This window comes from Sphingopyxis sp. H073 (assembly GCF_001468395.1).
Taxonomy (GTDB): Bacteria; Pseudomonadota; Alphaproteobacteria; order Sphingomonadales; family Sphingomonadaceae; genus Sphingopyxis.
In genome coordinates, this window is record NZ_LNSG01000001.1 from 403,364 (window position 1) to 429,889 (window position 26,526).

Annotated in this window: 25 protein-coding genes; 14 read left to right on the forward strand and 11 right to left on the reverse strand. The window is 65.2% G+C overall.

Annotation, left to right across the window (positions count from 1 at the left end; all coding sequences use genetic code 11):
* Positions 1-57 precede the first annotated feature (57 nt).
* From ATE64_RS02060 to ATE64_RS02075, 4 genes are all read left to right on the forward strand, one after another.
* Complete coding sequence (locus tag ATE64_RS02060) at positions 58-1,053, forward strand: substrate-binding domain-containing protein (RefSeq protein ID WP_082657538.1); 996 nt, start codon at positions 58-60, stop codon at positions 1,051-1,053.
* Positions 1,054-1,184: 131 nt separating this feature from the next.
* Positions 1,185-4,154 (forward strand): beta-phosphoglucomutase, encoded by a 2,970-nt coding sequence (pgmB, locus tag ATE64_RS02065; RefSeq protein WP_231729013.1) that lies wholly within the window; start codon positions 1,185-1,187, stop codon positions 4,152-4,154.
* Positions 4,148-6,514 (forward strand): TonB-dependent receptor, encoded by a 2,367-nt coding sequence (locus ATE64_RS02070; RefSeq protein ID WP_058454572.1) that lies wholly within the window; start codon positions 4,148-4,150, stop codon positions 6,512-6,514. Before pgmB ends, ATE64_RS02070 begins: the two co-directional genes overlap by 7 nt.
* Before the next feature lie 99 nt (positions 6,515-6,613).
* Positions 6,614-7,843: an MFS transporter gene (locus ATE64_RS02075; protein ID WP_058454571.1), complete on the forward strand. Its 1,230-nt coding sequence runs from the start codon at positions 6,614-6,616 to the stop codon at positions 7,841-7,843.
* 184 nt (positions 7,844-8,027) lie between these two features.
* Here the strand turns inward: ATE64_RS02075 and ATE64_RS02080 are convergent, their stop codons facing one another.
* The gene (locus ATE64_RS02080; RefSeq protein ID WP_058454570.1) at positions 8,028-8,774 is read right to left on the reverse strand and encodes a LytTR family DNA-binding domain-containing protein; all 747 of its coding nucleotides are present in this window, start codon (positions 8,772-8,774) and stop codon (positions 8,028-8,030) included.
* Positions 8,771-9,865: a histidine kinase gene (locus ATE64_RS02085; protein ID WP_167541729.1), complete on the reverse strand. Its 1,095-nt coding sequence runs from the start codon at positions 9,863-9,865 to the stop codon at positions 8,771-8,773. Before ATE64_RS02085 ends, ATE64_RS02080 begins: the two co-directional genes overlap by 4 nt.
* 204 nt (positions 9,866-10,069) lie before the next feature.
* Here ATE64_RS02085 and ATE64_RS21455 point away from each other — a divergent pair, with 204 nt between their 5' ends.
* Complete coding sequence (locus ATE64_RS21455) at positions 10,070-11,038, forward strand: retroviral-like aspartic protease family protein (RefSeq protein ID WP_058454568.1); 969 nt, start codon at positions 10,070-10,072, stop codon at positions 11,036-11,038.
* A 191-nt stretch (positions 11,039-11,229) separates the two neighbouring features.
* Here ATE64_RS21455 and ATE64_RS02095 read toward each other — a convergent pair whose 3' ends face one another.
* The 3 genes from ATE64_RS02095 to ATE64_RS02105 form a co-directional block, all read right to left on the reverse strand.
* On the reverse strand, positions 11,230-12,459 hold the full coding sequence (locus tag ATE64_RS02095) for an acetyl-CoA C-acetyltransferase (protein ID WP_058454567.1): 1,230 nt from the start codon (positions 12,457-12,459) through the stop codon (positions 11,230-11,232).
* 26 nt (positions 12,460-12,485) lie between these two features.
* Positions 12,486-13,385 (reverse strand): SDR family NAD(P)-dependent oxidoreductase, encoded by a 900-nt coding sequence (locus ATE64_RS02100; protein WP_058454566.1) that lies wholly within the window; start codon positions 13,383-13,385, stop codon positions 12,486-12,488.
* Between the two features lie 202 nt (positions 13,386-13,587).
* Positions 13,588-14,802 (reverse strand): TetR/AcrR family transcriptional regulator, encoded by a 1,215-nt coding sequence (locus ATE64_RS02105; protein WP_058454565.1) that lies wholly within the window; start codon positions 14,800-14,802, stop codon positions 13,588-13,590.
* 283 nt (positions 14,803-15,085) lie between these two features.
* Between ATE64_RS02105 and sugE the strand changes: the two genes are divergently transcribed.
* The 6 genes from sugE to rplA all read left to right on the forward strand — a co-directional run bounded on the left by sugE (position 15,086) and on the right by rplA (position 18,634).
* A complete protein-coding gene (gene sugE / locus ATE64_RS02110; protein WP_058454564.1) occupies positions 15,086-15,406 on the forward strand; it encodes a quaternary ammonium compound efflux SMR transporter SugE in 321 nt (106 codons plus the stop codon).
* 205 nt (positions 15,407-15,611) lie between these two features.
* Positions 15,612-15,809, forward strand: a complete 198-nt coding sequence (gene secE, locus ATE64_RS02115) for a preprotein translocase subunit SecE (protein WP_058454700.1) — start codon at positions 15,612-15,614, stop codon at positions 15,807-15,809.
* Between the two features lie 31 nt (positions 15,810-15,840).
* Positions 15,841-16,377 carry a transcription termination/antitermination protein NusG gene (gene nusG / locus ATE64_RS02120; RefSeq protein WP_058454563.1) on the forward strand — a complete coding sequence of 179 codons (537 nt, stop codon included), beginning with the start codon at positions 15,841-15,843 and terminating at the stop codon, positions 16,375-16,377.
* Positions 16,378-16,417: 40 nt separating this feature from the next.
* On the forward strand, positions 16,418-17,344 hold the full coding sequence (locus ATE64_RS02125; RefSeq protein WP_082657540.1) for an acyl-CoA thioesterase II: 927 nt from the start codon (positions 16,418-16,420) through the stop codon (positions 17,342-17,344).
* 155 nt (positions 17,345-17,499) lie between these two features.
* Entirely contained in the window at positions 17,500-17,931 is a 432-nt protein-coding gene (rplK, locus tag ATE64_RS02130) for a 50S ribosomal protein L11 (RefSeq protein ID WP_058454562.1), read from the forward strand.
* Between the two features lie 4 nt (positions 17,932-17,935).
* Positions 17,936-18,634: a 50S ribosomal protein L1 gene (gene rplA, locus ATE64_RS02135; protein WP_058454561.1), complete on the forward strand. Its 699-nt coding sequence runs from the start codon at positions 17,936-17,938 to the stop codon at positions 18,632-18,634.
* A 97-nt stretch (positions 18,635-18,731) separates the two neighbouring features.
* Here the strand turns inward: rplA and ATE64_RS02140 are convergent, their stop codons facing one another.
* Entirely contained in the window at positions 18,732-19,076 is a 345-nt protein-coding gene (locus ATE64_RS02140; RefSeq protein WP_058454560.1) for an arsenate reductase family protein, read from the reverse strand.
* A gap of 170 nt (positions 19,077-19,246) precedes the next feature.
* Between ATE64_RS02140 and ATE64_RS02145 the strand changes: the two genes are divergently transcribed.
* Positions 19,247-19,993, forward strand: a complete 747-nt coding sequence (locus ATE64_RS02145) for a murein L,D-transpeptidase catalytic domain family protein (protein ID WP_156416427.1) — start codon at positions 19,247-19,249, stop codon at positions 19,991-19,993.
* 40 nt (positions 19,994-20,033) lie between these two features.
* On the opposite strand, the gene ATE64_RS02150 is transcribed toward ATE64_RS02145, so the two are convergent.
* From ATE64_RS02150 to ATE64_RS02165, 4 genes are all read right to left on the reverse strand, one after another.
* Entirely contained in the window at positions 20,034-21,404 is a 1,371-nt protein-coding gene (locus ATE64_RS02150) for a L,D-transpeptidase family protein (protein WP_058454558.1), read from the reverse strand.
* A gap of 156 nt (positions 21,405-21,560) precedes the next feature.
* Entirely contained in the window at positions 21,561-22,919 is a 1,359-nt protein-coding gene (gene accC / locus ATE64_RS02155) for an acetyl-CoA carboxylase biotin carboxylase subunit (RefSeq protein ID WP_058454557.1), read from the reverse strand.
* A 10-nt stretch (positions 22,920-22,929) separates the two neighbouring features.
* Entirely contained in the window at positions 22,930-23,415 is a 486-nt protein-coding gene (gene accB, locus ATE64_RS02160; protein ID WP_058454556.1) for an acetyl-CoA carboxylase biotin carboxyl carrier protein, read from the reverse strand.
* Positions 23,416-23,482: 67 nt separating this feature from the next.
* Positions 23,483-23,923, reverse strand: coding sequence for a type II 3-dehydroquinate dehydratase (locus ATE64_RS02165; RefSeq protein ID WP_058454555.1), 441 nt, complete (start codon positions 23,921-23,923; stop codon positions 23,483-23,485).
* 81 nt (positions 23,924-24,004) lie between these two features.
* On the opposite strand from ATE64_RS02165, the gene thiS reads away from it, so the two are divergent.
* Positions 24,005-24,208 (forward strand): sulfur carrier protein ThiS, encoded by a 204-nt coding sequence (gene thiS, locus ATE64_RS22370; protein WP_058454554.1) that lies wholly within the window; start codon positions 24,005-24,007, stop codon positions 24,206-24,208.
* Positions 24,205-24,975 carry a bifunctional sulfur carrier protein/thiazole synthase protein gene (locus tag ATE64_RS02175; RefSeq protein WP_058454553.1) on the forward strand — a complete coding sequence of 257 codons (771 nt, stop codon included), beginning with the start codon at positions 24,205-24,207 and terminating at the stop codon, positions 24,973-24,975. Before thiS ends, ATE64_RS02175 begins: the two co-directional genes overlap by 4 nt.
* A 110-nt stretch (positions 24,976-25,085) precedes the next feature.
* Here the strand turns inward: ATE64_RS02175 and ATE64_RS02180 are convergent, their stop codons facing one another.
* Entirely contained in the window at positions 25,086-26,477 is a 1,392-nt protein-coding gene (locus ATE64_RS02180; protein ID WP_058454552.1) for a DUF1254 domain-containing protein, read from the reverse strand.
* Positions 26,478-26,526 lie beyond the last annotated feature (49 nt).

Consider the following 26,526-nt stretch of genomic DNA (forward strand, 5'->3'; position numbering starts at 1 on the left):
GTGGGGCATGGCTCAGCATATCAATCCTTCGTCAGCGATCGCCAGGCCGGGTCGCGGATGAGCACGCACAAGCCCAACGAGCGCGCGCGGCCGACCATGGCGGATGTCGCCCGCGAACTCGGCGTCGCGAAGATCACCGTATCGCGCGCATTGTCGGAGCATTCGACGGTCAAGGAAAGCACGCGCACGCTGATCCGCGAGACCGCCGAGCGGATGGGCTATCGCCTCAACGTCTCGGCGCGCAACCTGCGGCAACAGCGCACGCGGACGATCGCGGTGGTCATCGAAATGGCGCCGTCGCACGACCGGTTGATGAGCGAACCCTATCCGCTGTCGCTGCTCGGCGGGATCATGCAGGAACTGACTGCGGCGGGGCAGAATATGGTGCTGACCACCATCGACCTGTTCGCCGCGCACCCGCCCTCGACCGACGGGGTGATCCTGTTGGGGCAGGGCGTGCATGACGACGCCGCTGCGATGATCGAGGCGACGGGGCTTCCCTATGTCGTCTGGGGCGCCGCGCATGGCCCGCCCGAACGGATCGTCGTCGGCAGCGACAATCGCGATGGCGGCCGGCTTGCCGCAGATTACCTCCTCAAAAAGAAGCGCACGAAATTGCTCTTCCTCGGAGAAACCCAGCATGGCGAAGTCGAAGACCGCCTGGGCGGATTCGAGGCGACGCTGAAAGGGGCAGGGGCGGCGATTGTCGACCGGGTCGCCTGTGGCTTTACTGTCGCCGCAGGGCGCGAGGCGACGTCGAAACTGCTCGAACGCGGCAAGGGCTTCGATGGCATTTTTGCCGCGAGCGACGCAATCGCGATGGGCGCGATCGAGGCGGTCGAGGCGCAGGGGCTCTCGGTCCCGGGCGATGTCTCGGTCGTCGGCTTTGACGATTCGCCGGGGGCATCGCTCTTCTCGCCGCGGCTCACCAGCGTGCGTCAGGACTGGGCCACCGGCGGAGCCTTGCTGGCGCAGAAGGTGCTGGACCTCGTGGCAGGAAAACGCGTCGAATCCCGCGCCATGCCGGTCGAACTGGTCACCCGCGAAAGCTGATCTCCGATATTGCGAAACTCTCCGAAAACCGAGCGAAAGGGCAAAATGGTATCGATATCTTGACATCGATACCATTTTGCCGGACATAGCGTCGAGAAGCACCGGCCGGAGCAGCCGTTGCCGTGGTGAGGATGCGCGTGGCGATTTCCGACATGTCTCTCGATGCGATGCGGCTTGTCCGGCGCGGCCCCGATGCGGTCGGCGAGCAGGCGGCGGCGCTGTTCGCGCTGGCGAACGGGCTGTGCGGCGTCGCGGGCGTGATCGACGAGCGCGCGTCGAGTCCCTGCGCCTATCTGCCCGACGCCTATGTCAGGCGGCCGATCACCTATCATGAGAGTTTCCCGGGCTACGCGACCGCGACCGACACGCGCGTGCCGTGCCCCAGCCCGCTGCTGGTCCGCCTCCATATCGACGGCCGGCCTGTCGATTTTGCGGCGGCCGAGCTGCTCGACACCGAATGCGTGCTCGACTTGACGACCGGCGCGGTTCGCCGCGTCTCAAGCTGGCGAATCGAGGACGGTCGCACGCTCGAAATCGCGGTCGAGCGCATCGTACCGCTCGCTGGCGCCGCATGTGTCGCCTCGCGCATCCGCATCCGCCCGCTCGACTTCGCGGGCAGCTTTCAGGCCTGGCTGACCTATGGCACCGAAGCCGAGGGCACGGGTGGTGCCGAGGTCGACGACCCCCGCATTTCCGGACGTTTGCGTCCGGTCTGGAGCATCATTTCCCCCCTGCCGGGTGACAACCCTTCCGTCACCCGGTTCGCGCAGGATGCTGTCGAACTCGCCTACCGCCAACATGTCGCAAGCGCGGCCGCTCAGGTCGCGGCGGTCCACGCGGGTCATGTGGTGCGCCGCGAGTTGGTCGCCGGCAGCGTCCTGACGATCGACCGGGTGGTCGCGATGGCTTGCGCCCGCGGCCGCCCGGTCGACCTTGTCGCGCTGGGTGGCGTGGCGGTGGATTTCGATGCGATCGCCGCGGGACAGCGCGCGGCGGTGCAGGCGCTGTGGGAGAGCGCGGCGCTCGACATCGACGGCGACGACGAACTGGCGCGGGCGCTGCGTTTCGACCTGTTCCAGCTCCACCAGTCGGCAAGCCGCGATGCGAACCACAGCATCGGCGCAAAGGGGCTGTCGGGCGAGGGTTACGAGGGTCATTATTTCTGGGACGCCGAAACCTTCATGCTGCCGGTGCTTGCGCTGCAGGCGCCGGAAAGGGCACGGACGCTGCTCGCTTATCGCATCGGCAAGCTGGATCGCGCGCGGGCCCATGCGCGGGCGATCGGCCATGCGCGCGGCGCGCTCTATCCCTGGCGGACGATCGCCGGCGACGAATGTTCGTCGCATTATCCGACGGGGTCTGCACAATATCATATCAATGGCGACATCGCCTATGCGCTCGCCCTCTATGTCGCGGCGTCGGGCGACGAGGCGTTTCGCGCTGAGGCAGCCGAAATGCTGTTCGAGACCGCGCGGATGTGGATGGAGATCGGCGCCTTCGACGCGCGGCGTGGTGGCGCTTTCTGCCTCCACGGCGTGACCGGCCCCGACGAATATTCGGCGCTGGTCGACAATGATTTCTACACCAACGCGATCGCGCGCCGGCATCTGGTCTATGCTGCCGAAACAGCCGAATGGCTGCGCGCGCGCGGCAAGCTTGCCGCGGCGACGGCGGCGATCGGGCTGAGCGATGGGGAGGTCGCCGCGTGGCGCCGCGCGGCCGACGCGATGTGGCTGCCGGTCGATCCGGCGCTTGGCATCAATCCGCAGGACGATGCGTTTCTGAGCCGTCCCGAACTCCCCGGGCTAACCTCGGCGCGCGACGGCCATGGGCCGCTGCTGATGCGCTATCACCCGATGATCCTGTTTCGGCACCAGGTCGCGAAGCAGGGCAATGTCGTTCAGGCGATGGCGATGGATCTGGTTGAAATGCCCGTGTCGCGGCAGCGGCGGAATTTCGATTATTATGCGCGCGTCACCACGCATGATTCGACGCTGTCTTCGGTGTCGTTCGGGATCGCGGCGGCGCGGCTGGGCGATGAAGCGGCGGCGCTCGACTTCCACCGCGAATGCGCGTTCGTCGATCTTGAGAACCGCCACGGCAACACCTCGCACGGCCTGCACATGGCGGCGCTGGCGGGTAGCTGGCTGGTGCTGGCGCAGGGCTGGGGCGGGCTGCGCCTCGACAGCGCGGCGCCGTCGTTCCGGCCGCAGCTTCCGGCCGCATGGACGAGCTATCGCTTTCGCCTGCAATGGCGCGGAAGCGTGATCGAGCTGGCGGTCAGCGGCGAGGGTTGCACCTATCGGCTGGTGTCGGGCGATCCCGTCGACATTCTCGACCATGGGCGCCCGCTCCGCGTGGGCAGCGATCCCGTCGTCATGGACCGGCCGCGCCTGAAAGGCGTGATTTTCGATCTCGACGGCGTGCTGACCGACACGGCCGAGGACCATTATCAAGCGTGGCAGGCGCTCGCCGACTCCTATGGCTTCGCATTCGATCGCGAGGTCAATCATCGGCTGAAGGGTGTCGATCGGCGTAACTCCCTGCGGCTGATCCTCGAACATGCGGGGGCGGAGGTCGAAGCGGAGAGGTTCGACGCCATGCTGGCGGAGAAGAACGACATTTATCGCGAACGGCTTGCCGCCTATTCGCCCGCGAACCTCTTCGCGGGGGTCGGCGCGCTGTTCGACGGCCTGCGCGCCGCGGGGCTGAAGATCGGCCTCGCGTCGGCCAGCCGCAACGCGCCTGACGTCGTGCGCCTGCTCGGCATCGCCGACCAGTTCGATTTCATTGCGGATGCGGGGGCGGTCGCGAACGCCAAGCCCGCGCCCGATATCTTCCTGGCCTGTGCCCACGGCATGGGCCTTCGCCCGGACCAGTGCATCGGTATCGAAGATGCAGAGGCCGGGGTTTCGGCCATCCATGCGGCGGGCATGGTGGCCATTGGCATCGGGTCAGAAGAGGCGCTGCCCGACGCCGACATGCACGTCCCCGCCACAGGCCAGCTCACGGTCGCCAATATCCTGTCGTTCGAACGGGCTGCGGCGGCGCGCGGGGGCCTTTCAACCAGACCAGATAAAGTGGAGGAAATCTCATGTTGAACCGGACCCGTCTGCTGGCGTCCGCCGCGCTCTTTGCGCTGCCGACCGCCGCCTATGCCCAGGAAGCGCCTCAGACCGATTATACCGCGCCCGCCGAGGACGAGATCATCGTGACCGGCACCGCCGGCGGCGGCATCAACCGTCAGTCCGCTGCCTTCGCGATCACCAACATCACTGCCGACGCGATCGCAAAAGCGGCGCCGAACAGCACCGCCGATCTGTTCAAGGTTATCCCCGGCGTCTCGGCCGAAAGCTCGGGCGGCCAGAATGGCGCGAACATCTTCGTGCGCGGCTATCCCTCCGGCGGTGATGCCGAATTCGTGACGCTGACGACGCAGGGCGTGCCCTTCTTCTCGCCGCCGACCTTGTCCTTCCTCGAAAACACCCAGCTTATCCGCGTCGACGAGACGATCGCGCGCGTCGAGGCGGTTCGCGGCGGCACCGGTGCCCTGTTCGGCAACGGCCAGCCCGGCCTGACCGTCAACTTCGTCCAGAAGGAAGGCGGCAGCGAGTTCGAAGGCTTGGTGAAGGCCAGCATCGCCGATTATGGCGACGTGCGCGGCGACCTGGTGCTTTCGGGTCCGCTCGGTGACAATACGACCTTCCTGGTCGGTGGCTATTATTCGACCGGCCATGGCATCCGCAACCCGGGCTTCTCGCCCGAGAAGGGCGGCCAGATCACCGCGAACGTGCGGCATGACCTCGACAAGGGCTCGATCCTCGTCTTCGCGCGCTACCTCAACGACCATGGCCAGTGGCTGCTGCCGATCCCGGTCGTCCGCGACGGCGACAAGGTGCGCCAGTTCGGCAACATCGACCCCGGTACGGGAGCGCTCGCCGGCCGTGAAACGCGGCTCAGCCTGCTGCCCGACGGTAGCCGGGCCGATCTGGCCGACGGCCGCGGTGCGAAGCTGATCAACCTCGGTACGAATTTCGATTACGAAATCGGTGATGGCCTGCAGGTCCGCTATCGTGCCAGCTATCTCAACGGCGATGCCGATACGACGGGCCTCGTTCCCGCGAGCACCGCGCAGTCGGCGAGCGACTATGCGGCAAGCCTTGGCGGGACGATCGGCAGCCTGACCTATGTCAATGGCGGCGGTGCGGTCGCGGGCACGCAGCAGGTCATCCGCGCCGGCACCTGGATCGTGCGCAAGCAGATCGAGGATTTCACCAACGATCTCAACCTCGAATGGAAGAGCGGGAACAACAAGTTCACCGTCGGTGCCTATTTCTCCGACTTCTCGTCGAACGACCAGTGGAACCTCGGCAACATCCGCCTGCTGACCGCAGAGAATAATGCGCGCGTCCTGGACCTGGTCCTCGCCGACGGCCGCGTCGTCACCAATCGCGGTTTCACGCAGGGTTCGTTCTTCAACGTCAACGCCGCCTATGACGGCCGCGAATATGCCTTTTATGCGGTCGACGAATATCAGATCACGCCCGAACTGCGGTTCGACGCGGGTATCCGGTATCAGAATTACAAGGCGACGGGCACGCTGGAGAACAACAATTTCGGCGTCGACGTCGATGGCGATGCGAACACGCTCTACGACAGCAACACGGCAGTCCTGAACGGCACCTTCAACACGATTTCGTACAAGAAGGGCGCCTGGTCGTGGACGGCGGGCCTGAACTATGACTTCACCTCGTCGCTCGGCGCCTATGTCCGCTACAATCGCGGCAACACCAACCCCTTCTTCGACAATCTGCGTGACGGCATCCGCGTCTCGCCGCGCGTCGACAATTATGAAGGCGGGATCAAGCTGCGTACCGACCTCGTGTCGCTCTATGCCACGCTGTTCCACACCAACTTCAAGGGGCTGGTGACGACGGTCATCGGCAATAGCGGACCGCAGGCGTCGATCGGCGGCGCGCGCAGCACCGGCGTCGAGCTTGAAGGACAGATCCGTCCGATCGACAATTTCGCGATCGCCTTCTCGGGCACCTGGCTCGACGCGAAATATCGCAACTTCTTCGCCAACAACGGCGCAACCGACCTCAGCGGCAACCGCGTCCAGCGGCAGCCGAAGTGGCAGTGGCGCGTGACGCCGTCGTATGACATCGAATTCGGCAGCGACAGCAAGGTCTCGCTCTATTCGACCTTCGCCTATGTCGGCGACCGCTTCTCCGACACCGGCAATACGCAGGATCTCCCGCATTATTTCAAGATCGATGCGGGCGTCACCTTCGACGTCAATCGCGCGCTGACCTTCGCGGTTACCGCCGACAATCTGACCGACAAGGTCGGGCTGACCGAGGGCGATCCGCGCACGATCGGCCAGACTGGCGGCGAAGTCGTCAACGCGCGCCCGATCCTCGGCCGTTCGTTCCGCTTCAGTGCGGCCTATAAATTCTAAGAGGGGGGAGGGGGATCGACCTCTTTTCGTAACTCTCCTACTGGGTGGTCGCGGCCTCTTCGCGGCCACCCCTTCTTTTAGGTCTCACGGGGGACGGACATGGCGCGTACTCGGCTGATCGCCGCACTGATATTGACCTATGTCGCCTTTGCGATGCTGCTCAACAGCGTCGGCACGGTCATCCTCCAGTCGATTTCGAGTTTCCATGTCACCAAGCCCCAGGCGAGTACGCTCGAAGGCTTCAAGGACATCACCATCGCAGTCGTGTCGTTCGTCACGGCGAGCTATTTGCCGCGGATCGGGCTGCGCAAGGCGCTGATCGGCGCGCTCGCGCTCGCGGTGGCGGCGTGTTTCATCATGCCTTTGTTCGGCAGTTTCAACGTCGCGCGGCTGCACTTCGCGCTCGTCGGCGCGGCTTTCGCGGTCGCCAAGGTCGTCGTCTATTCGATGATCGGGCTCGTGACCGACGACGCGCGCAAACATGCCAGCCTGACCAGCCTGATCGAGGGCATGTTCATGGTCGGCGTATTGTCTTCCTATTGGGTGTTCAGCGCCTTCATCGATCCCGCAGGGCTGCGCTGGCTCGACGCCTATTGGGTGCTCGCGATCATCCCGGCGCTGGCGCTCGCGCTGCTGCTGTCGACCGGGGTCGACGAAAACCGGACGCATATCGGCGATGAGGAGCCGGGGATGGGGCGCGCGCCGATGCTGGCGATGCTGAAGCTCGCGGGGCTGCCGCTGGTGCTCGTCTTCATCCTCTGCGCCTTCGTCTTCGTCCTGATCGAGCAGGGGATCGGAACATGGTTGCCGGTCTTCAACAACGAAGTGCTGCACCTGCCCGCGCAGATGAGCGTGCAGGCCGCCAGCCTGTTCGCGGCGTGCATCGCGATCGGGCGGTTCGGCGCCGGAGCGGTGATGGCGCGCTTCGACTGGTATCCGGTGCTCAACGTCTGCCTTGCGCTGCTCGCGGCGCTGATCATCCTCGTCCTGCCGCTCGCCGACGGGCTGACGCCCGGTGCGATCCACAGCTGGAGCGACGCCCCCGTTGCCGCGTTCCTGTTCCCGCTGATCGGGATCGCGCTCGCGCCGATTTACCCGACGATCATCTCGGTGATGCTGAGCGCAATGCCTCATCGCCAGCATCCGCCGCTGATGGGGTTGGTCGTGATTTTTTCCGCGCTTGGCGGCACCACCGGCTCGATCATTACCGGCGCAATCTTCGCGCATTTCGATGGGCGTACAGCCTTCACGCTGATGCTCGTCCCCACCGCAGCGCTGACGGTCGGGCTCTTCATGCTTCGCCGCAGAATCCGGGCCTCCGAGGCTTGATCGCCGGAAAAGGCAAACGCAAGCTGACGCGCTTGACCGCGACATCGCCGCTGCCAATGATCCCGATCGAGGCGCCGTGTTCACGCTTACCTTCCCTGGGGCGTTGATTGCCGGCGCCGTCGATCCCGTTTGACCCTTTGCCTCATGGTCGGGCGGTCCAAGACGGATGAGATCGGTCAAGGGGTCAAGGCAAGCCCAGTCGTTCGAGCACCGCTTTCACATAGGTCGGGCCGACCTGTACGACTGCGCCATCCTCCATCTCCAAAGAGATCAAGCCCTTGCCGAGCCGCCGTACCGCTTTCACCAGCGCGGGACGGATGAAGGTCGAGCGGTGGACGCGCATCAATTGCTGCGGATCGAGGAGCTGTTCGAGCGCGCCCATCGAGATGCGATGGATGTAGCTGCGCGTCGCGGTGTGAAACAGCACATAGTCGCGCGCCGCCTCGACCCATTCGATTTGCGCGACGGGCAGGCGCAGATTGCCGCTCGCGGTCTGAACCCAGATCGCGTCGTTGTGGGTCTCGTGCGGCGGCGCGGTTGCCAGCCGCTCGGCGGCATCGCGCATCGCGTGGCGCCGGCGTGCGCGCTCGACCGCTTGGCGCAGCCGGTCGAAGCGGACGGGCTTGAGCAGATAATCCGCCGCCTCGACCTCAAAGGCATCGGGCGCATATTGTTCGAAAGCGGTGACGAAGACGATCTCCGGGCGCGGGGCGACGACCAGGTCGGCGGCGACACGAATCCCGCTTTTCTTCGGCATCGAGATATCGAGCATGACCAGGTCGGGACGCAGTTCGGCGATCCGCGCCTCGGCTTCCTCGCCCGTCGCGGCGGTGCCCACGACCTCGGCGCCGTCGATATCGCCGAACAGCGTTTCGAGCCGGCGGAGCGCCAGCGGCTCGTCGTCGACGAGCAGGACACGGAGCGCGCTCACGCCGCCACTCCCTCGTCGCTCCGTTCGAGCGGCAGGCGCGCGATCGCAAGGAAGCCGCGGTCGCGCGTCCGCGTCTCGAGCGTGCCCTTGGCGCCATAGTGCGTGTCGAGCCGCTGCCGGACGTTCGCGATACCGAGCCCGGTGCCGGGGCGCGCGTCCTGTTCGAGGCCCGCGCCGTCGTCCTCGACCGCGATGACCAGGGTGTCGCCGTCGCGCGAGGCTTCGACCTTGATCGTCACGGGCTCCGCCGAAGGCGCCAGCGCATATTTGATCGCATTCTCGATCAGCGGCTGGAGCAGAAAGCCCGGCACCAGCGCGCCGTTGAGCGCAGGCGGGCAGGTGAATTCGACCGCGAGCCGATCGCCGAAGCGGACGCTCTCGATCTCCAGATAATGCTGCAGCGTCGCCAGCTCGTCCTCGAGCGGCAGCAGCGCGTCGGGCTGTGAGGACAGGGTCGCGCGCAGAAATTCGGACAGTTTGGCAAGCATTGCGTCGGCCGCGCCATAATCGCGCGTGACGATCAGCGACGAGATGGCGTTGAGCGTGTTGAACAGGAAATGGGGGTTGAGCTGGTAGCGCAGCGCGGCAAGGCTGGCGGCGCTCGCCGCCGCCTCTGCGCGGCTTGCCGCCTCGCGAGCGGCGGCGAGTTCGAGTTCGCGCTCGCGGGCAAGCTTGTTCGCTTCGATCACGGTGAACGCCGCGCCCAGCAGCGCGAATTGCCAGACGAGGGCGATGAAGTTGTTCGTGGCGCGCAAGGCAAAGGGGGCGATCTTCTGCGTGGATACGACGAGCCGTCCGATCCATTCGCCGGTCGCGGCGTCGATCAGGGCCAGGGTCGCCGACGCCAGGATGACCGCAGCGCCCATCGCGGCCAGCCGAACGACCATGTTGCCGCGGCGCGTCCTGCGCACCGCCCAATAGACGCCGCCCGAAAGCAGGACGCCCATCACGCAAATGTTGATCACCGACACCGTGACGTAGAGGCTGGCACCGCTGAAAACATGATAGGGGATCAGATACAGCACCCCGGACAGCGTCCAGGTCGCGATGACCAATGCGATGGTCTGGCGATGTTCGGGTCTCAGCGGCATTGCGATTCCTTTGTGTAATGCGCGCCAAGCATAAGGGAAGCCTGCGCCGCGGGCGTCCTTCCCCGTCGCGCCGGCGTCGGTCTTCGTCGCACGAAATCGGGTCGGGCGACCCGCGATCCGGGTTCGTAGCAGAAGGATGGAGCCGATATGCCGGGCCCGATAGCCGGCCTCCATTCGCGGCATTCCGCCGCCAGGAGACAGACTGTGGCAAATCGTTACCGCACCGGGCTGATCGCCCTCGGGCTGCTCGGCACCCTGATCGTCGCCGAGGGACGCACCAACGCGTCCGAGCCTGTCGCTGCGACGCCCGCAGCCGCTGCTTTCCAGCCGCTCGAGATGCTGCCGTCGGGCCATCCGGTGGTTCGGGTCGCGGTCGACGGGTCTCCGCCAAGGCGTTTCGTCATCGACACCGCGGCAAGCGAGACCACGATCCTGCCGAAACTTCGCGCGGCGATGGTGGGGCTCGTCGTCAAGCCGTCGGACGAGCCGCTCGACGGCGCGGCGGGGCGGTCGGAGGTCGAGACCGCGACGGTGGGTCTGCTGGAGGTCGCCGGTTTCGGCTTTCGCTCGCTCGAAGCGCTGGTGCTGCCGCCGGGGCCGGTCGATGGCCTGGGCGTCGACGGCATTTTGGGCGCCGACATCATCGCCGACTTCGCGGTCGAACTCGACATTCCGGCGCATCGCTGGCGCATGACGCGGTCCGCCGATGCAGCGATGCTGCGCGGGCTAACAGCATCGGTTCCCTTCACGCTCGACGAGGAACGCGCGCCGCGACTGACGATCCGGCTGAACGGCGTCGAGGTTCCGGCGGTACTCGATACCGGAGCGCGCGGGACCATCATAAACTGGGCGGCCGCGAAGGCGATCGGCCTGACCCCCGATACGCCCGGACTGGTCAAGGGAACCGATGTCAGGGGAGCGACCGCCCACGCGACGCCGAGCGTCAAGGCGAAACTCGCCCGCCTGTCGATCGATACCGCCGAAATGCGCGATCGCGACATCCGCATCGCCGACCTGCCGGTGTTCAAGGTGCTCGGCTTCGAGGCCGACCAGCCCGCGGTGATCTTGGGCATCGACATGTTCGCCGACCGGCGCTTCGTCATCGATCATCCGGGGCTCCGCCTGCATGTCTCGCCGCCGGCGGACCCTGCTTCCGGACCGAAGCAACCCTGATGGAGCAGGGGCGGGCCGGTGCTGCGAACGCCCGCCGATAAGCCCGCCCAAAAAGAAGGCGCGCGGTACGGGATACCGCGCGCCCAGTTCGTGCCCAACGTGCCCCGTTGGATTTCCCGCGACGCCCATCGCGGGGCAAGGAGCACGGTCCGACCCGGGAGAGAGGGTGTGCCGGACCGCGCAATGCCTCGTTAAATGCGTTCGATGATCGTGACCGGCGCCATGCCGCCGCCGGTGCACATGGTGGCAAGCCCGGTATTGAGATCGCGGCGCTCCATCTCGTCGAGCAAAGTGCCGAGGATGATCGCGCCGGTCGCGCCGATCGGGTGGCCGAGCGCGATCGCGCCGCCGTTGACGTTGACCTTCGCCGGATCGACGTCGAGGTCGCGCATGAACTTCAGCGGCACGACCGCGAAGGCTTCGTTGATCTCGATCAGGTCGATGTCGCCGATCTCCATACCCGCCTGTTTCAGCGCCTTGCGCGTGGCGGGGACGGGCGCGTTGAGCATCAGTTCGGGGCTGTCGCCCGCCGAGCTGAGGTGACGGATGCGCGCGCGCGGCTTCAGCCCATGCGCCTTTGCATAGTCTGGCGATGCGATCACGACCGCCGCGGCACCGTCGACAACGCCCGACGAGTTGCCCGCGTGGTGGATGTGGTTGATCTCGACCTCGGGGTACGTCGCACGGACAAGCTGCGCATAGGTCGTTCCCGCCTCGTCAAGCGGGCGCTCCATGAAGCCGGGAAACGCGGCCGCCAGCGACGACAGGCCTTCCATCGTCGTCGAGGGGCGCGGATATTCGTCATGATCGAGCGCGAGGCGACCGTCGACATGGTGGACGGGCACGACCGACTTCGCGAAGCGGCCATCCTTGATCGCCTCGTCGGCGCGGCGCTGGCTTTCGAGGCCGAGCGCGTCCGCCTCTTCGCGCGTGAAGCCTTCGAGCGTCGCGATCAGGTCCGCGCAGATGCCCTGGTGCGGCTGCGGGTGTCGGCGGCGCAGATCTTCATTCCCGGCATCGACGAACGGGCTGCGGTCGGTGGTGCTGATGAAGGACATCGATTCGACGCCGCCCGCCATCGTCAGGTTCATCATTCCCGACATCACGCCCATCGCCGCGACATTGACAGAGGTAAGCCCCGAGCCACAGAAACGGTCGATCGTAAAGCCGGGCGCAGCCGGGCCGAAGCCCGCGTCGAGTGCGGCCATGCGCGCGATGCACGATCCCTGCTTGCCGAATTGCGAACCGCAGCCCGCGATCACTTCGTCGATATCGTCGGGGTCGATGTCATTCCGCGCCGCGAGCGCTCGCAACACTGTCGACAACAGGCGCTGCGGATGGACTTCGGTCAGCGATCCCTTGCCGATCTTGCCGCCGCCGCGTGGGGTGCGGGCGGTGTCGATGATCCATGCTTCGGTCATGCAAATATCCTTTCGAAAAGAAGAGCTCAGGCGGCCGCGCCGGCCATGGCCTTGGCGAACACGCCGCGCAGCTGACCGCCGCCATTCTCGGGCACCGCCTCGTCGGTGCGATCTGCGATTTCGGCAAAGCGCGCGGCGACGAGTTCGGGGGTCGGCGCTTCGTCATAGATACCCTTGGTCAGCGTGATGTTGGCAGTCTCGAAACCGCCGGCGCCGGCGCACAGCGTGGTACGCGTCGGCGCCCCCTCGGAGACCAGATAGACAAGTCCGGCCGCGACGGCTTCGGGCTGGAGGCGGGCCAGAATCTCTTCCGCCATCAGATTTTCGGTCATGCGCGTCGCCGCGACGGGCGCGATGCAGTTGACCCGGATGTCGTTCTTTGCGCCCTCCAGCGACAGAGTCTGCATCAGGCCGACGAGCCCCATCTTCGCGGCGCCATAATTCGCCTGGCCGAAATTCCCGTAGAGCCCCGACGAGGAGGTCGTCATGACGATACGGCCGTAATTCTGCTCGCGCATGAGGTCCCACACCGCCTTTGAGCAGATCGCGGTGCCCATCAGATGGACGTCCATGACGAGACGAAAATCCTCGATCTCCATCTTCGCAAAGCTCTTGTCGCGAAGGACGCCTGCATTGTTGACCAGAATATCGATGCGGCCCCACCGGCCGCGCGCGGCATCGACCATCGCCTGAACGTCGGCGACGCTGGTGACCGAGGCGCCGCTCGCCATCGCCTCGCCGCCGGCGGCGCGGATCTCGTCGACGACGCGGTCGGCGGCTTCGCTCGACCGGCCCGAGCCGTCGAGCGAGCCACCGAGATCGTTGACCACCAGCTTCGCGCCCCGACGGGCAAGCTCGAGCGCATAGGCGCGGCCAAGCCCGCCACCTGCGCCGGTGATGATTGCTACCTTGCCGTCGAACCGCATCGCATCCTCATTATTTTAGGTTTCGGTATGAAATTTTCTGGTCCTAGACCCCAGCAGATCGACAAGAGTCAATTCTGATTGGCCAAGTTTGCGTATTTGGTTTCCTGTTTGGCGCGAATAGTCGGGGCGCAGAACGGCCCCGTCCGCGGATCTGCGGATACGGCGGCCGAAAAATTTGGAGCTCGGGATGGCGGCTGGCGCGTCAGTGCGCGAGTAGCCCGGCGAAGAAGGGGCGCGTGTAGGCGGCGTCGATCGTCGTCTTGTCGAGTTCGGGCGCCCAGAGCCGGAGGTCGCCGACAGCATTGGTGATCGCGAGCAGGAGTTCGGCGCCGATATGTGCGTCGATTGGCCGGATCGAACCATCGGCGATGCCGCGGCCGATGACGAGCGCCGAGCGGTTCGAAAGGCGCCCGAATTGCTTGAGCAGCGCATCGCGTTCGGGATTCGGTATGCTGACGACGGCTTTCAGTGCGAGCAGTGGACCGGCCTCCGACATCTGGAAGTCGATCAAGGCTGCGAAGCTGGCATATATCTCGTGAAGCCCGCTACCCCCTTGCTCGTCGGCCTGCCGCTGTGCGGCGCGCATGATCGCAATCGTCCGTTCGAGGCACTGGATCACCAGGTCGTGCTTCGTCTCGACATGATGATAGAAGCTGCCCTTCGTGACCTTGAGCCGCGCCGAGATGCGTTCGACGGATGCCCCGGCATAGCCCTGATCGTTGATCAATTCGGTCGCTGCTTTGAGGAAGCGTTCGGGGCCGATCTCCGACGGCGATGCGGGCGGCGGGATTTCGAGGGGCAGGGCAGGGGCGCTTTCTCCGGCCGCAAGCGCACCGATACCGTTCCGCAATATGTCGAGGATGCCGTCGGCGATCTGGGCAAAATAGCGGCTGTCGTGACTCTCCATGATCCGCCGCGACCAGAAGAGCGCCGCGAGCAACTGATGCGTCTGCGCGGCAAGTGCGGTGGCGTCGACCGGTGCGTCGGCGGTGACAAGCAATCCCCGGAACGACCGGAAGAGGCGGACAAAGGCGGCGTTGACCTCCTCGTCCCCCAGCGCCTGCGCATCGTGGAAATGGACGATCGGCGGCGTGCTGCCCTCGCAGATATCGGCATAGAGCGCGGCATATGCCCGAAACACTGCCGCGACGCGCTCGAACGGTGTCGGCTGGCGCGCGGCCTCGCCGACAATCTGCTGGAAGCGGTCGATCGCCTGCAGGAAACATGTCGCGGCAAGCTGTTCCTTGCGCCGGAAATAATAGGCGACGCCGGTCGCGACGATGTCGAGGCGCGCCGCGACTTCCGCGAGCGTCATGCCGTGGACGCCCTTTTCGTTGATCAGTTCGACCGCGGTTTGGACAACCGCGTCGCGGCGGCGAAAGCGTCTGTCGGGTTTGGGAGAGGCGGATGCGGTCATGGGACAGGGGCTCGATCGGGCGCAGAAAAAAATGCCGCCTTGCGGAGCGCGTAACAAAAGATGCGGCGACAATCCATCATCCTGCCGCGGCGTTCGGCAGACGAAGCGCCGCCGCCGTTGCTTCGACGATCGCCTTTGTATCGTGGTAATCCGGCGGCCGGTCGCTATATCGGAGACGGCGGCAGGATTCCCGCCGGTTCGCCAAAGGGGCCACGTCCCCGCCCGCCCTGCGGCGGGTTTCAGGTCCGGGACGGCCCGGCAGTCTTTTTAAAGGAGGCTGCCCATGCCGTGGGTCTATCTTGTCATCGCCGGGCTGTTCGAGGTGGTGTGGGCTTTTTCCATGAAACAATCGGATGGCTTCACGCGCCCCGGCCCGACGATTGTCACCATCGCCGCAATGATCGCGAGTTTCGCGCTGCTTTCGCTGTCGATGAAGTCACTGCCGCTCGGTACCGCCTACACCATCTGGACTGGGATCGGTGCGGTCGGGGCATTTCTGGTCGGGATCGCGATGCTGGGCGAGGCCGCGAGTGCGATGCGCATCGTCGCGACGCTGCTGATCGTCGCCGGGCTGGTGCTGATGAAAATTGCCACGCGGGCGTGACGCCGCGATCTGCCGCTATCGCTTGCCATCGTCCGGACGCGCGGCTAAAGGCGCTTCATTCGGACAGATGCGCCGTTTTCCTTCCGCCTTTCGCCGACATGCTCGGGGAGGGTGGGCGGACTATTGCCCGAAGCACGGTTGACGTGCGGGGGACGGCAACCCATCTGGCCCGGAACATTGACGCATGAAGGACAGGACGATCGATATGGCGAGGCCCAAGATTGGCGAATTCGTCAACCAGGTGAAAACCGAAGCCACGAAGATCGTGTGGCCGACGAGCCGCGAGACGGTGCAGACGACGATCATGGTGCTGATCATGACGACGATCCTGTCGCTCTTCTTCTTCGGCGTCGATTCGGTATTCAAGCTGATCGTCGGCTGGCTGACGTCGCTCGCGCGCTAAGCGCGAATCCAGGGATTAAGGAACAACCATAATGGCGCGCTGGTACATCATTCACGCCTATTCGGGCTTCGAGAACAAGGTTCGCGATTCGGTGATCGCCGAAGCCGAACGCATGGGGCTGACCCAGCTCGTCGAGGCGGTCGAAGTGCCCGTCGAAACGGTCACCGAGGTCAAGCGCGGCAAGAAGGTTCAGGCCGAGCGGAAATTCTTCCCCGGCTATGTCCTCGCCAAGCTGACGATGACCGACGACGTCTATCACCTTGTCAAGAACACGCCGAAGGTTACCGGCTTCCTGGGGTCGTCGGGCAAGCCGCAGGCGATCAGCGAGGCTGAGGCCGCGCGCATCCTGAACAGCAAGGAAGAGGCCGCGGCGCGTCCGAAGACCGAGATCCGCGTCGATTATGAGATCGGCGATCAGGTCAAGGTGCTCGAAGGTCCGTTCGCGAGCTTCAACGGCGTCGTCGAGGAACTCGATTTCGACAAGGCGCGCGTCAAGGTCAGCGTGTCGATCTTCGGCCGCGCGACCCCCGTCGAGCTCGATTTCGAGCAGGTCGAACGCATGAAGTGATGGCTCGGGCCATCGCTCTCCGAAAAGATTGGACGGTCGCATGGGTCTGACTCCTTCAGAGATTCAGGCTCGTGCCGATCGTGCGCGCGCCATCCACGCCGCGGTCGACCGGGAGCGCGTCGTCCGCCGCGTCACCAAGCTCTTCGACCTCGAAGCGGCTGAAGAGCCCGACGAATTTACCTTCCCTGCCTTCACCAAGCCTATGCGCCAGCGGATATTCGGCGGGCAGGTGATCGCGCAGGCGATGGTTGCTGCGGCGCGAACGGTCGACGCGGGGAAGGGCGTGCATTCGCTCCATGCCTATTTCCTGCGCGGGGGCGACGAGGCGAAGCCGCTCCATTTCCGCGTCCACCGCGATTTCGACGGACGCAGTTTCGCGAACCGCCGCGTCGTCGTGCGCCAGGATGGCAAGGTGATCTTCAACCTCACGGCATCCTTCCAGGCGCCCGAGCAGGGGCTGTCGCACCAGGCGCCGATGCCCGATCTGCTGCCGCCCGACCAATGCCGCGACTTCGGCGATGTGATCGCCGCCGATCCGCTGATCGACGATGCGCGGCTCGAACAGATGGCAACCAACCATCCGTTCGACGTCCGCAGCTTTCGTCCGCCCGCGGGCACGGCCTCGACGATGCATTATGAATGGTTCCGCATCGCGGCGCCGGTCGGCGACGACCCGCTGACGCATCGCGCGCTGCTCGCTTACGCATCGGACATGGGCCTCTTGTCGTCGGCTATGGTGCCGCACGGCCTGACCTGGACGCAGCCAGGGTTGTTTTCGACCAGCCTCGATCATGCGATGTGGTTCCACGACGACATCCGCGTCGATGACTGGTTCGTCTATGTCATGGACAGCGACTGGGCCGGTGGCAGCCGCGGGATCAACCGCGGGCTCATCTATCGTAAGGACGGCACCCTGATCGCTTCGGCGGTTCAGGAAGGGCTGATCCGCCTCGTTCCGACCGCATAAGGCTTGTTTTCTGCGGCGTTTGCGCTTATGGGCGCCGCTTCGCGTCAGATAAGGGCGTGATTCCGCGCGGGAGGAAGGGGTGATGCCCTTCTGCTTGACCGCTTATTTTGAGCCCCGGATTGCGGTCGGGGGCGACAGAAAGAAAGGAGGCCACCATGGCCAAGAAGATTAGCGGCTACATCAAGCTGCAGGTGCCCGCCGGCACCGCCAACCCCTCGCCGCCGCTCGGGCCGGCACTGGGTCAGCGCGGGGTCAACATCATGGAATTCTGCAAGGCATTCAACGCCGCGACGGATGGCATGGAGAAGGGCACGCCGACCCCGACGATCATCACCGTCTATGCCGACAAGAGCTTCTCGTTCGTCACCAAGACGCCGCCGGCGACTTACCTGATCAAGAAGGCCGCGAACCTGAAGTCTGGCTCGAAGGAACCCGGCAAGATCAGCGGGGGCAAGATCGCCCGTTCGAAGCTGACCGAAATCGCCGAGATCAAGATGAAGGATCTCAACGCGAACGATCTGGAACAGGCAACGAAGATCATCGAGGGCAGCGCGCGCTCGATGGGCCTCGAAGTGACGGAGGGCTGAACCCATGGCTAAGCTGACCAAGAAGCAGAAGGCCCTCGAGGGCAAGGTCGACGCGCTGAAGCTGCACGGCGTCGACGAAGCGATCAAGACGGTGCGCGAGCTGGCCTCGGCCAAGTTCGACGAAACGCTGGAAATCGCGATGAACCTGGGCGTCGATCCGCGTCACGCCGACCAGATGGTCCGCGGCGTCGTCACGCTGCCCGCCGGTACCGGCAAGGACGTCAAGGTTGCCGTGTTCGCGCGCGGCGACAACGCCGACAAGGCGCTGGCCGCCGGCGCCGACAAGGTCGGTGCCGAAGACCTGATGGAAGACATGCTCGCGGGTAACCTCGACTATGGCCGCGTCATCGCGACGCCGGACATGATGGGCATCGTCGGCCGTCTCGGCAAGACGCTGGGCCCGAAGGGCCTCATGCCGAACCCCAAGCTCGGCACCGTCACCCCGAACGTCGCCGAAGCGGTCAAGGCAGCCAAGGGCGGCCAGATTGAATTCCGCGTCGAAAAGGTCGGCATCATCCACGCCGGCATCGGCAAGCTGTCGTTCGGCGAGGAAAAGCTTCGCCAGAACTTCGACGCCTTCGTCGATGCGATCGTCAAGGCCAAGCCGGCCGGTGCGAAGGGCAAATATGTCCGCAAGATCGCGCTTTCGTCGTCGATGGGCCCCGGGATCAAGGTCGATACGGCCGACGTGACCGGCGCCTGATCAAGCGCACAGGATACAGCGAAGGGCCGGGGGAAACCCCGGCCCTTTTCTTATGGACGTTGCCGTTTCGGGGCGATGCGGGTCGCCCGGGGAATCGTCAGAGAATCTCGCGGACCAGATCTTGCGGGCGGCAAAAGCGAACGCCCTTGTCGGTCTCGACGAACGGGCGGTTCACATAGGCGGGATTTTCGACCATCGCGGCGATGATCGCATCCTCGCCCGCGTCGCCTAGCCCGCGTTCCTCGGCGTCGGTGCCGCGCAAGCGCAGCGCATCGCGTGCCGTCATGCCCGCGTCCCTGAACAGCTGGCGCAGCTTGTCCGCGATGTAGGGCGTCTTCAGATATTGGACGATCTCGACCTCGATACCGGGGGTCTCTTCCAGAATCGCCAGCGTCTTGCGCGAGGTGCCGCAGGCGGGGTTGTGCCAGATCGTCGCTTTCATGCGGCGTTCCCTAACGAGAGTGTAACGCAGCGTAAACCGGCTATTCATGGCGATTATGGCACATTTTCCCGCATGAAGAGGCTCGACCGTCTTGCCTTTGCCGCCGGGAACCCGATCTATGCAGGATCGAGGGACCGCCAATAGGCGGCCAATGCGGGGTTGTGGTTCAAGTGAATGAGTTGATCGATCGCAGGGCAATGCTGGCAATGGCGGGTGCAGGCGCGTTCGCGGCGACGTCGGCGCGCGCCGCGCAATTGCCCGACTGGCTCACCCAGCCGCGTCCGCCGGTGCCGGTTCAGGCGCCGGTCGACTATCTCGCCGTAGCGAAAAAGCAGCTCGCGTTGCAATCGCGCGCCATTCCGCAGACCGACCGTGTCGGCATCGTCGATTTCGGCCTGCCCTCGTCGCGGCCGCGCTTCGCGCTCGTCGACATGGTGAAGGGCAGGGTCGAGATGTTCCCGGTCACCCACGGCCGCGGTTCAGACCCGCAGCACGACGGCTGGCTCAAGCGCTTCTCGAACGCGCCGGGCAGCCTGGCCTCGTCGCGCGGCGCCTATCGCACCAGCGACTATTATTGGGGCGCAAATGGATCGTCGATGCGCCTCGCCGGGCTGGAGCCCGACAACAGCAACGCCGACATGCGCGCGATCGTCATTCATGGCGCCTGGTATGCCGACCCGTCGCTCATCGCGACGCAAGGCAAACTGGGACGCAGCGAAGGCTGTTTCGTGTTCGGCGAGGAGCTGTTGCCGGAGGTGCTCTACAAGCTCGGCCCCGGCCGCCTGCTGTTCGCCGACAAGCTGTGCGTGCCGCCGCCGGCGCCGGCGTTCGAAATGCCGCGCGAGCCGCTACCGGGCGAGGACAAGCTCATTCGCACCGGCGCGAGCAGCGGGGCGCTTCCCAAGACCGCAGATTGACCAGGTCCGTCCCTGCGTTCGCAATGACGGGAACAGTGTCTCAGTAAATTCCCCCGTTGCCGGGCTTATTGACCTGCGTCGTTGTCATCGGCGCGGTCGGGACCACTGCGGGCGGGTTGGGTGAGATCAGCACCGCGGCGGCGCGGCCGGGCTTGGCGAAGCTTGTCACTACCGGCGCGTCGCGGCCATAGATGTCGGCCAGCTTGGCGATGCCGTTCCCGGCCGCGTTCGGGACCACGGTCCAATAAGCGACATAGACCGGGAAGGGGTCTTCGAAGCTGAACTTCGTCGTCTTGCCGCTCGCGATCGCTTCGCCGAACTCCTCGGGACTCTTGCCGGCGAAATAGACCGCCATCAGCCCGGAGAAATGCAGCGCGCGCTCGGTGCGGATGCAGCCGTGGCTGAAGGCGCGCGCGGCGGAAGCGAAGGCACCCTTCGACGGCGTATCGTGCAGGTAGATGGCGTGCGGATTGAGCATCTCCATCTTCATCACGCCCAGCGCATTGTTGGCGCCGGGCTGTTGCACGACCGACAGCGTCTTGCCGCTCCCTGTCCATGTATAGCCCTGTGCGCGCGCCGTGGCGGGGCTCCGCGCGATCGTGGCGCCGATGCCCTCGGCGATGATGCTCTTGGGCAGGGTCCATGTCGGGTTGACGATGATCCCCGTCGCCATCGGGTTGAGCTGCGGCGTCGGCGTCGTCGGTTTGCCGACGACGGCCTTGTGCGTCGCGATGATCGTGCCGCCATGGACGACGCGGGTCAGATATTCGGGGACGTTGCTGACGACATAGCGGTCGCCGAGGTCGCGCGGCATCCAGCGCCAGCGTTCCATGTTGACGCGGATCGCATTGGCGTCGCCAGGCGATTTTGCACTCTTGAGCGCCGCCTTCAGAACCGCGAAATTGGGATGCACGGGGTCGAGGCCCGCAAGCGAGCGCGACACCGAATTCGAATTGAGCGCCGAGGTCAGCAAAGGGATCAGCGGCGTGGCCTGCGCATCGCTGTCGGTCATGAACCACTGCTTGCGCGCGGCATTGGGCGTGCGGCCGTCGCGCAGATGCGTCGCGAGCAGCAGGAAGCTGTCGGTTGCGACCTTGTCGAGCTGGATCTGGTTCTTCGCGAGGATCGCCTGCGCGAGGCCGTCGGGGTTATAGTCCTGCGGGAACAGTCCCTCGCTGCCGACCTTTTCGATGAAGCTCAAAAGCTCGGTCGCATTGGCTTCGGACCAGCTCGGCAGATTGGCTTCGGTCACGGTTTCGACGACCGGCGCGTCGTCGGTCACCTTGTCGGGTTGCAGGACGACCGAATCCTCCTTGACGCCGGTCTGCGCAAAAACCGGCGTTGCAAAAAGGGTCAGGGGAAAGACAAGTGCCGCCGACCGGCGCAGCGAAAGGGGGGAATTTTTAGCCATGGTCAAAGCCCATAGCCAAAAACCATCCCTAGTGAAAGTGAGCGGCGGCACAGGTCGGCGCATCCGAAATATCCTCACCCCGCACTGGATCCGGGGTCCGTGCACCGCCGCACGAATGGATACCGGATCAAGTCCGGCATGACGAAGCTATAGGGTTCAGGCCGTGCCTTCGTCCTGCTTCGCCAGCCATTCCTCGAGCCACTTGATCGTATAATCGCCGTGGATCACGTCGGAGTCGGCGAGCAGCGCCTGATGCAGCGGGATGTTCGTCTTGACCCCGGCGATCACCATTTCATCGAGCGCGCGGCGCATCCGCATCATGCAGCTTTCGCGGCTGCGGCCATAGACGATCAGCTTGCCGATCATGCTGTCGTAATAGGGCGGGATCGAATAGCCGGCGTAGAGCCCGCTATCGACGCGGACGTGCATCCCGCCCGCGGGATGATAAGCGGTGACCTTGCCCGGCGAGGGCAGGAATGTGCGTGGATCCTCGGCATTGATCCGGCATTCCATCGCATGACCGCGGAATTCGAGGTCTTCCTGTTTGACCGAAAGCCCGGCGCCGCCGGCGATGCGGATCTGTTCGCGGACGAGGTCGAAGCCGGTGATCATCTCGGTCACCGGATGCTCGACCTGAATGCGCGTGTTCATCTCGATGAAGAAGAACTCACCATTTTCCCACAGGAACTCGATCGTCCCGGCGCCGCGATAGCCCATCTTCGCCATCGCGTCGGCGCAGATGCCGCCCATGCGCGCGCGTTCCTCGGCCGAGATGATCGGCGAGGGAGCTTCCTCCAGCACCTTCTGGTGGCGGCGCTGGAGCGAGCAATCGCGTTCGCCGAGGTGGATGGCATTGCCCTGACCGTCGCCGAACACCTGGAATTCGATGTGGCGCGGGTTGCCGAGATATTTTTCCATATAGACGGTCGGGTCGCCGAAGGCTGCGGCCGCTTCGCTCGACGCCTGACCCATCAGGCTTTCCAGGCTGTCCTCGTCGGGAACGACCTTCATGCCGCGTCCGCCGCCGCCCGAGGCGGCCTTGATGAGGACGGGATAGCCGATTTCCTTGGCGAGCTTTTTTGTTTCCTCGCTGAAGGTCACCGCCCCCGGCGAACCCGGAACGACAGGAAGGCCGAGCGCAACCGCGGTGCGCTTCGCCTCGACCTTGTCGCCCATCGTCCGGATATGCTCGGGCTTCGGGCCGACGAAGATCATGTTATGCGCTTCGATGATCTCCGCGAACCGCTCGTTCTCGGAAAGGAAGCCGTAACCCGGATGGACCGCGTCGGCGCCGGTGATCTCCGCGGCCGAGATGATCGCCGGAATATTGAGATAGCTGTCCTTCGCCGCCGGGGGGCCGATGCATACCGCTTGGTCGGCAAGGCGAACGTGCATCGCGTCGGTGTCGGCGGTCGAATGGACCGCGACGGTCTTGATGCCCATTTCATGGCACGCGCGGTGGATGCGCAGCGCGATCTCGCCGCGGTTGGCGATCAGCAGTTTCTCGATAGCCATCGGGTGGGGCTCAGCCGATGGTGAACAGCGGCTGGTCGAACTCGACCGGCTGGCTGTTCTCGACATGCACGGCCTTCAGCGTGCCGGCGGCGGGCGCGACGATCGGGTTCATGACCTTCATCGCCTCGATGATCAGGATCGTGTCGCCGGCCTTAACCGCCGAGCCTACAGCTGCGAAATTCGCGGCACCGGGCTCGGGGGCCAGATAGACGGTGCCGACCATCGGCGACTTTACGGCATCGGCGAAAGTGTCGGCGGCGGGCGCTGCGGCTGCGGCAGCGGCGGCGGGCGCAGCCGGAGCGGCAGCAGCGGGCGCCGCGACGGGCGCGGGGGCATAAGCGACGGGTGCGGCGGCGGTCAGCGTGCGCGCGACGCGCACCTTGCGGTCGCCGTCCTCGACCTCGATTTCCGACAGCTGCGTGTCGTCGAGCAGTTCCGCGAGTGCGCGGACGAAAGCCGGATCGATGTTGATGCCGTGCTCTTTATGGTCACCCATGATGCAATTCCTGTTCTGTGGCATCGTGGTCCGATGCCCTGACCCCTGTTTTTCTGGCGCCCTCTTGTCAGAGTCGTGCCGCCGCGTCCAGCGCGAGCGTATAGCTGTTCGCGCCATGGCCTGCAAAATGCGCTGCGGCGGCCATCCCGACATAGCTGATGTGGCGGAATTCCTCGCGCTTCATCGGGTCCGACAGATGGACCTCGATCACCGGCACCCTGATCGACTTGATCGCATCGTGAATCGCGATCGAGGTGTGGGTATAGCCGCCGGCGTTCAGTAGCACCGCCTTGGCGCCCGCGACATAGGCCTCGTGCAACCAGTCGATCAGCACGCCTTCATGGTTCGTCTGGCGGCATTCGAGCCGTAGCCCCAGTCCGGCCGCCTGCGTCTCCAGTCGCGCGTGGATGTCGTTCAGCGTGTCGTGCCCGTAAATCTCCGGCTCGCGCGTGCCGAGCAGGTTGAGGTTGGGGCCGGAGAGGACATAGACGGTCGGAAGTTCGGGCAAGAGACGGTCTTTCGGTTGCGACGCGATGCGCTCCCCCTATATGGGCTGCCAAGCAAAAGGCAAAGCAAGGCGGATTCCCCCGTGATATCGGTCATTCTCAACGGCGAACCCCGGCAGGTGCGCGAGGGCAGCATCGCCGAACTCGTCGCTTCGCTGGGGCTTGATGCGAAAAAGGTCGCGGTCGAGCGCAATCGCGCGATTGTGCCGCGCTCGACGCTGGCCGACGTCGCTCTGGTCGAAGGCGACGCGCTGGAAATCGTTCATTTCGTAGGAGGCGGGTGTTGACCGACAGTTGGAGTGTTGCCGGACGGACGTTCACGTCGCGGCTGATCGTCGGCACCGGCAAGTACAAGGATTTCGAGCAGAATGCTGCGGCGGTCGAGGCGTCGGGGGCCGAGATCGTCACCGTCGCGGTGCGCCGCGTGAATGTCTCGGACCCGACCGCGCCGATGCTGACCGATTTCATCGACCCGAAGAAGATCACCTACCTGCCGAACACCGCGGGCTGCTTCAACGCCGACGACGCGATCCGCACGCTGCGGCTGGCGCGCGAGGCCGGCGGCTGGGATCTGGTGAAGCTCGAGGTGCTCGGCGAGGCGAAGACGCTCTATCCGAACATGCGCGAGACGCTCGAGGCGACCGAAGTGCTCGCGAAAGAGGGCTTTCTGCCGATGGTCTATTGCGTCGACGATCCGATCGCCGCGAAGCAGCTTGAGGATGCGGGCGCGGTCGCGATCATGCCCTTGGGCGCGCCGATCGGGTCGGGCCTCGGCATCCAGAACCGCGTCACCATCCGCCTGATCGTCGAGGGCGCGTCGGTGCCCGTGCTCGTCGACGCGGGCGTGGGCACGGCGAGCGACGCGGCGGTGGCGATGGAACTCGGCTGCGACGGCGTGCTGATGAACACCGCGATCGCCGAAGCGAAAGACCCGGTCCGCATGGCGCGCGCGATGAAGCTGGCGGTCGAGGCAGGGCGCGATGCCTATCTCGCGGGGCGCATGGGTTTGCGACGCTACGCCGACCCGTCGAGCCCGCTGGCGGGATTGATCTGATAGCGCAAATCTAGCGGTGTGTCCCCGCGCAGGCGGGGACCCATCTCATGTCCGTGCAAGATAGCGCCTTCCGGAGATGGGCCCCTGCCTTCGCAGGGGCACAAGCTGGTTTAAGGCACCCGCTTCACCGGGGGCGGCGTCCAGCTTCCATCGGTCGCGCGGCGCTGAGGCAGATACAGCCGCAGGTTCATCGTGAACGGACCCGTTGGTGCGGGGAGCCAGTTGGCTTCCCGGTCGGCGCCGGGCGAGGCGTTCTGGATATAGAGGTCGAGCGAACCGTCGGGGTTGAATTTCAGTTTGTCGCGATCACCGATCGCGAAGCGATTGATCGGGTTGGCGACGAAGAACTGATCCTCGCCATACATCGTCAGCGACCAGAAGGCGTCGGCGGGCGGGATCTGGTCCTTCTCGAAATGCAGCACGTAATTCGAGGCGCCCGTCAGCGGCTTGCCGTCGTCGCCGAGCACCGCCATCGGATAGACGGCTTCCTCGGGCGGGAGGGCGCCGAGCCCTGCAAAGCCGATGAAGGCGCGCGCCAGATAGTCGTTGCCATAGACGCCGACGGTGCTGCCGATCGCGCCCCAGCCGGTACGGCCGATCCCCAGCGCCTTCCGCCGCGTGACAATACGCTGATACGCGTCGGCGGCGGCGCGGGTGAGTCCGCGCTGGACCGCGGGATCGGCCTTCGACAGATCGAAGCTCTGGCCCTGAACGATGCCGAGGCGTTCCATGCGCCAAACGATCGAATAGTCGCTGGCGTGCGGCGGGTTGCGCTTCATGAGCTCGGCGAAGGAGGCGAAGAAGGCCTGCGGCGCCATTTGCGCCACCTGCTGGACCGGCGGGGTCTTCATGTCGACCGATGCGTCGGCTGTTGGCGTGGCCGCTGCGACCTCGGGCTTCCCCCAGCGCGACAGCGGCGTGGCCTTGAGCCCCGCCTGCAATGTATGGACATGGTCATAATCGGCGGCGCCATTGGTCTGGATGCGGCCGATGATCCAGCCCATCTCGGTCGGGCTACGGACCAGGCGCATGCCCTTTGGCAGCGTGCCCTTCCAGTTCGGGCCGACGATCGCAGCGATGCCGCCATCATTGCCCGTCGTGCGCGTGCCGAGCGTCGCGAACACGTCGGTCCACATGTCCATCAGCGGAATGACATGATAGCGGCCCTGCGTGTTCGGCAAGGTGAGCACCAGCGGCTCCTTGCCGACATCGAACCACATCGAGGAATAAAGCGTGTCGGCGTTCGGTCGCACAACGTCCTTGAAGCTGGCGTCGGGGTAGGTCTTCATATGCCCGAACCGGTTGACCGGCGCGCGCATCAGGCCGGGTGCGCCGGTGTTGGTCGCAACGCGCCGCGTGGTCTCCATCAGCACCAGCGGATAGGCGTAGGTGTAGGCTTCGATACCGATGGTATAGGCTTCGTCTTCGGTGACGGGCGCCGCCGAAGCGGTACCGGACAGGAAGGCGGCGGCCATCGTCAACAGGGCAAGCAGGCTTTTCATCACGGAGCGACTCCTGAACAGGGACTGCCGCCCGTTAGATGCCGCGCCG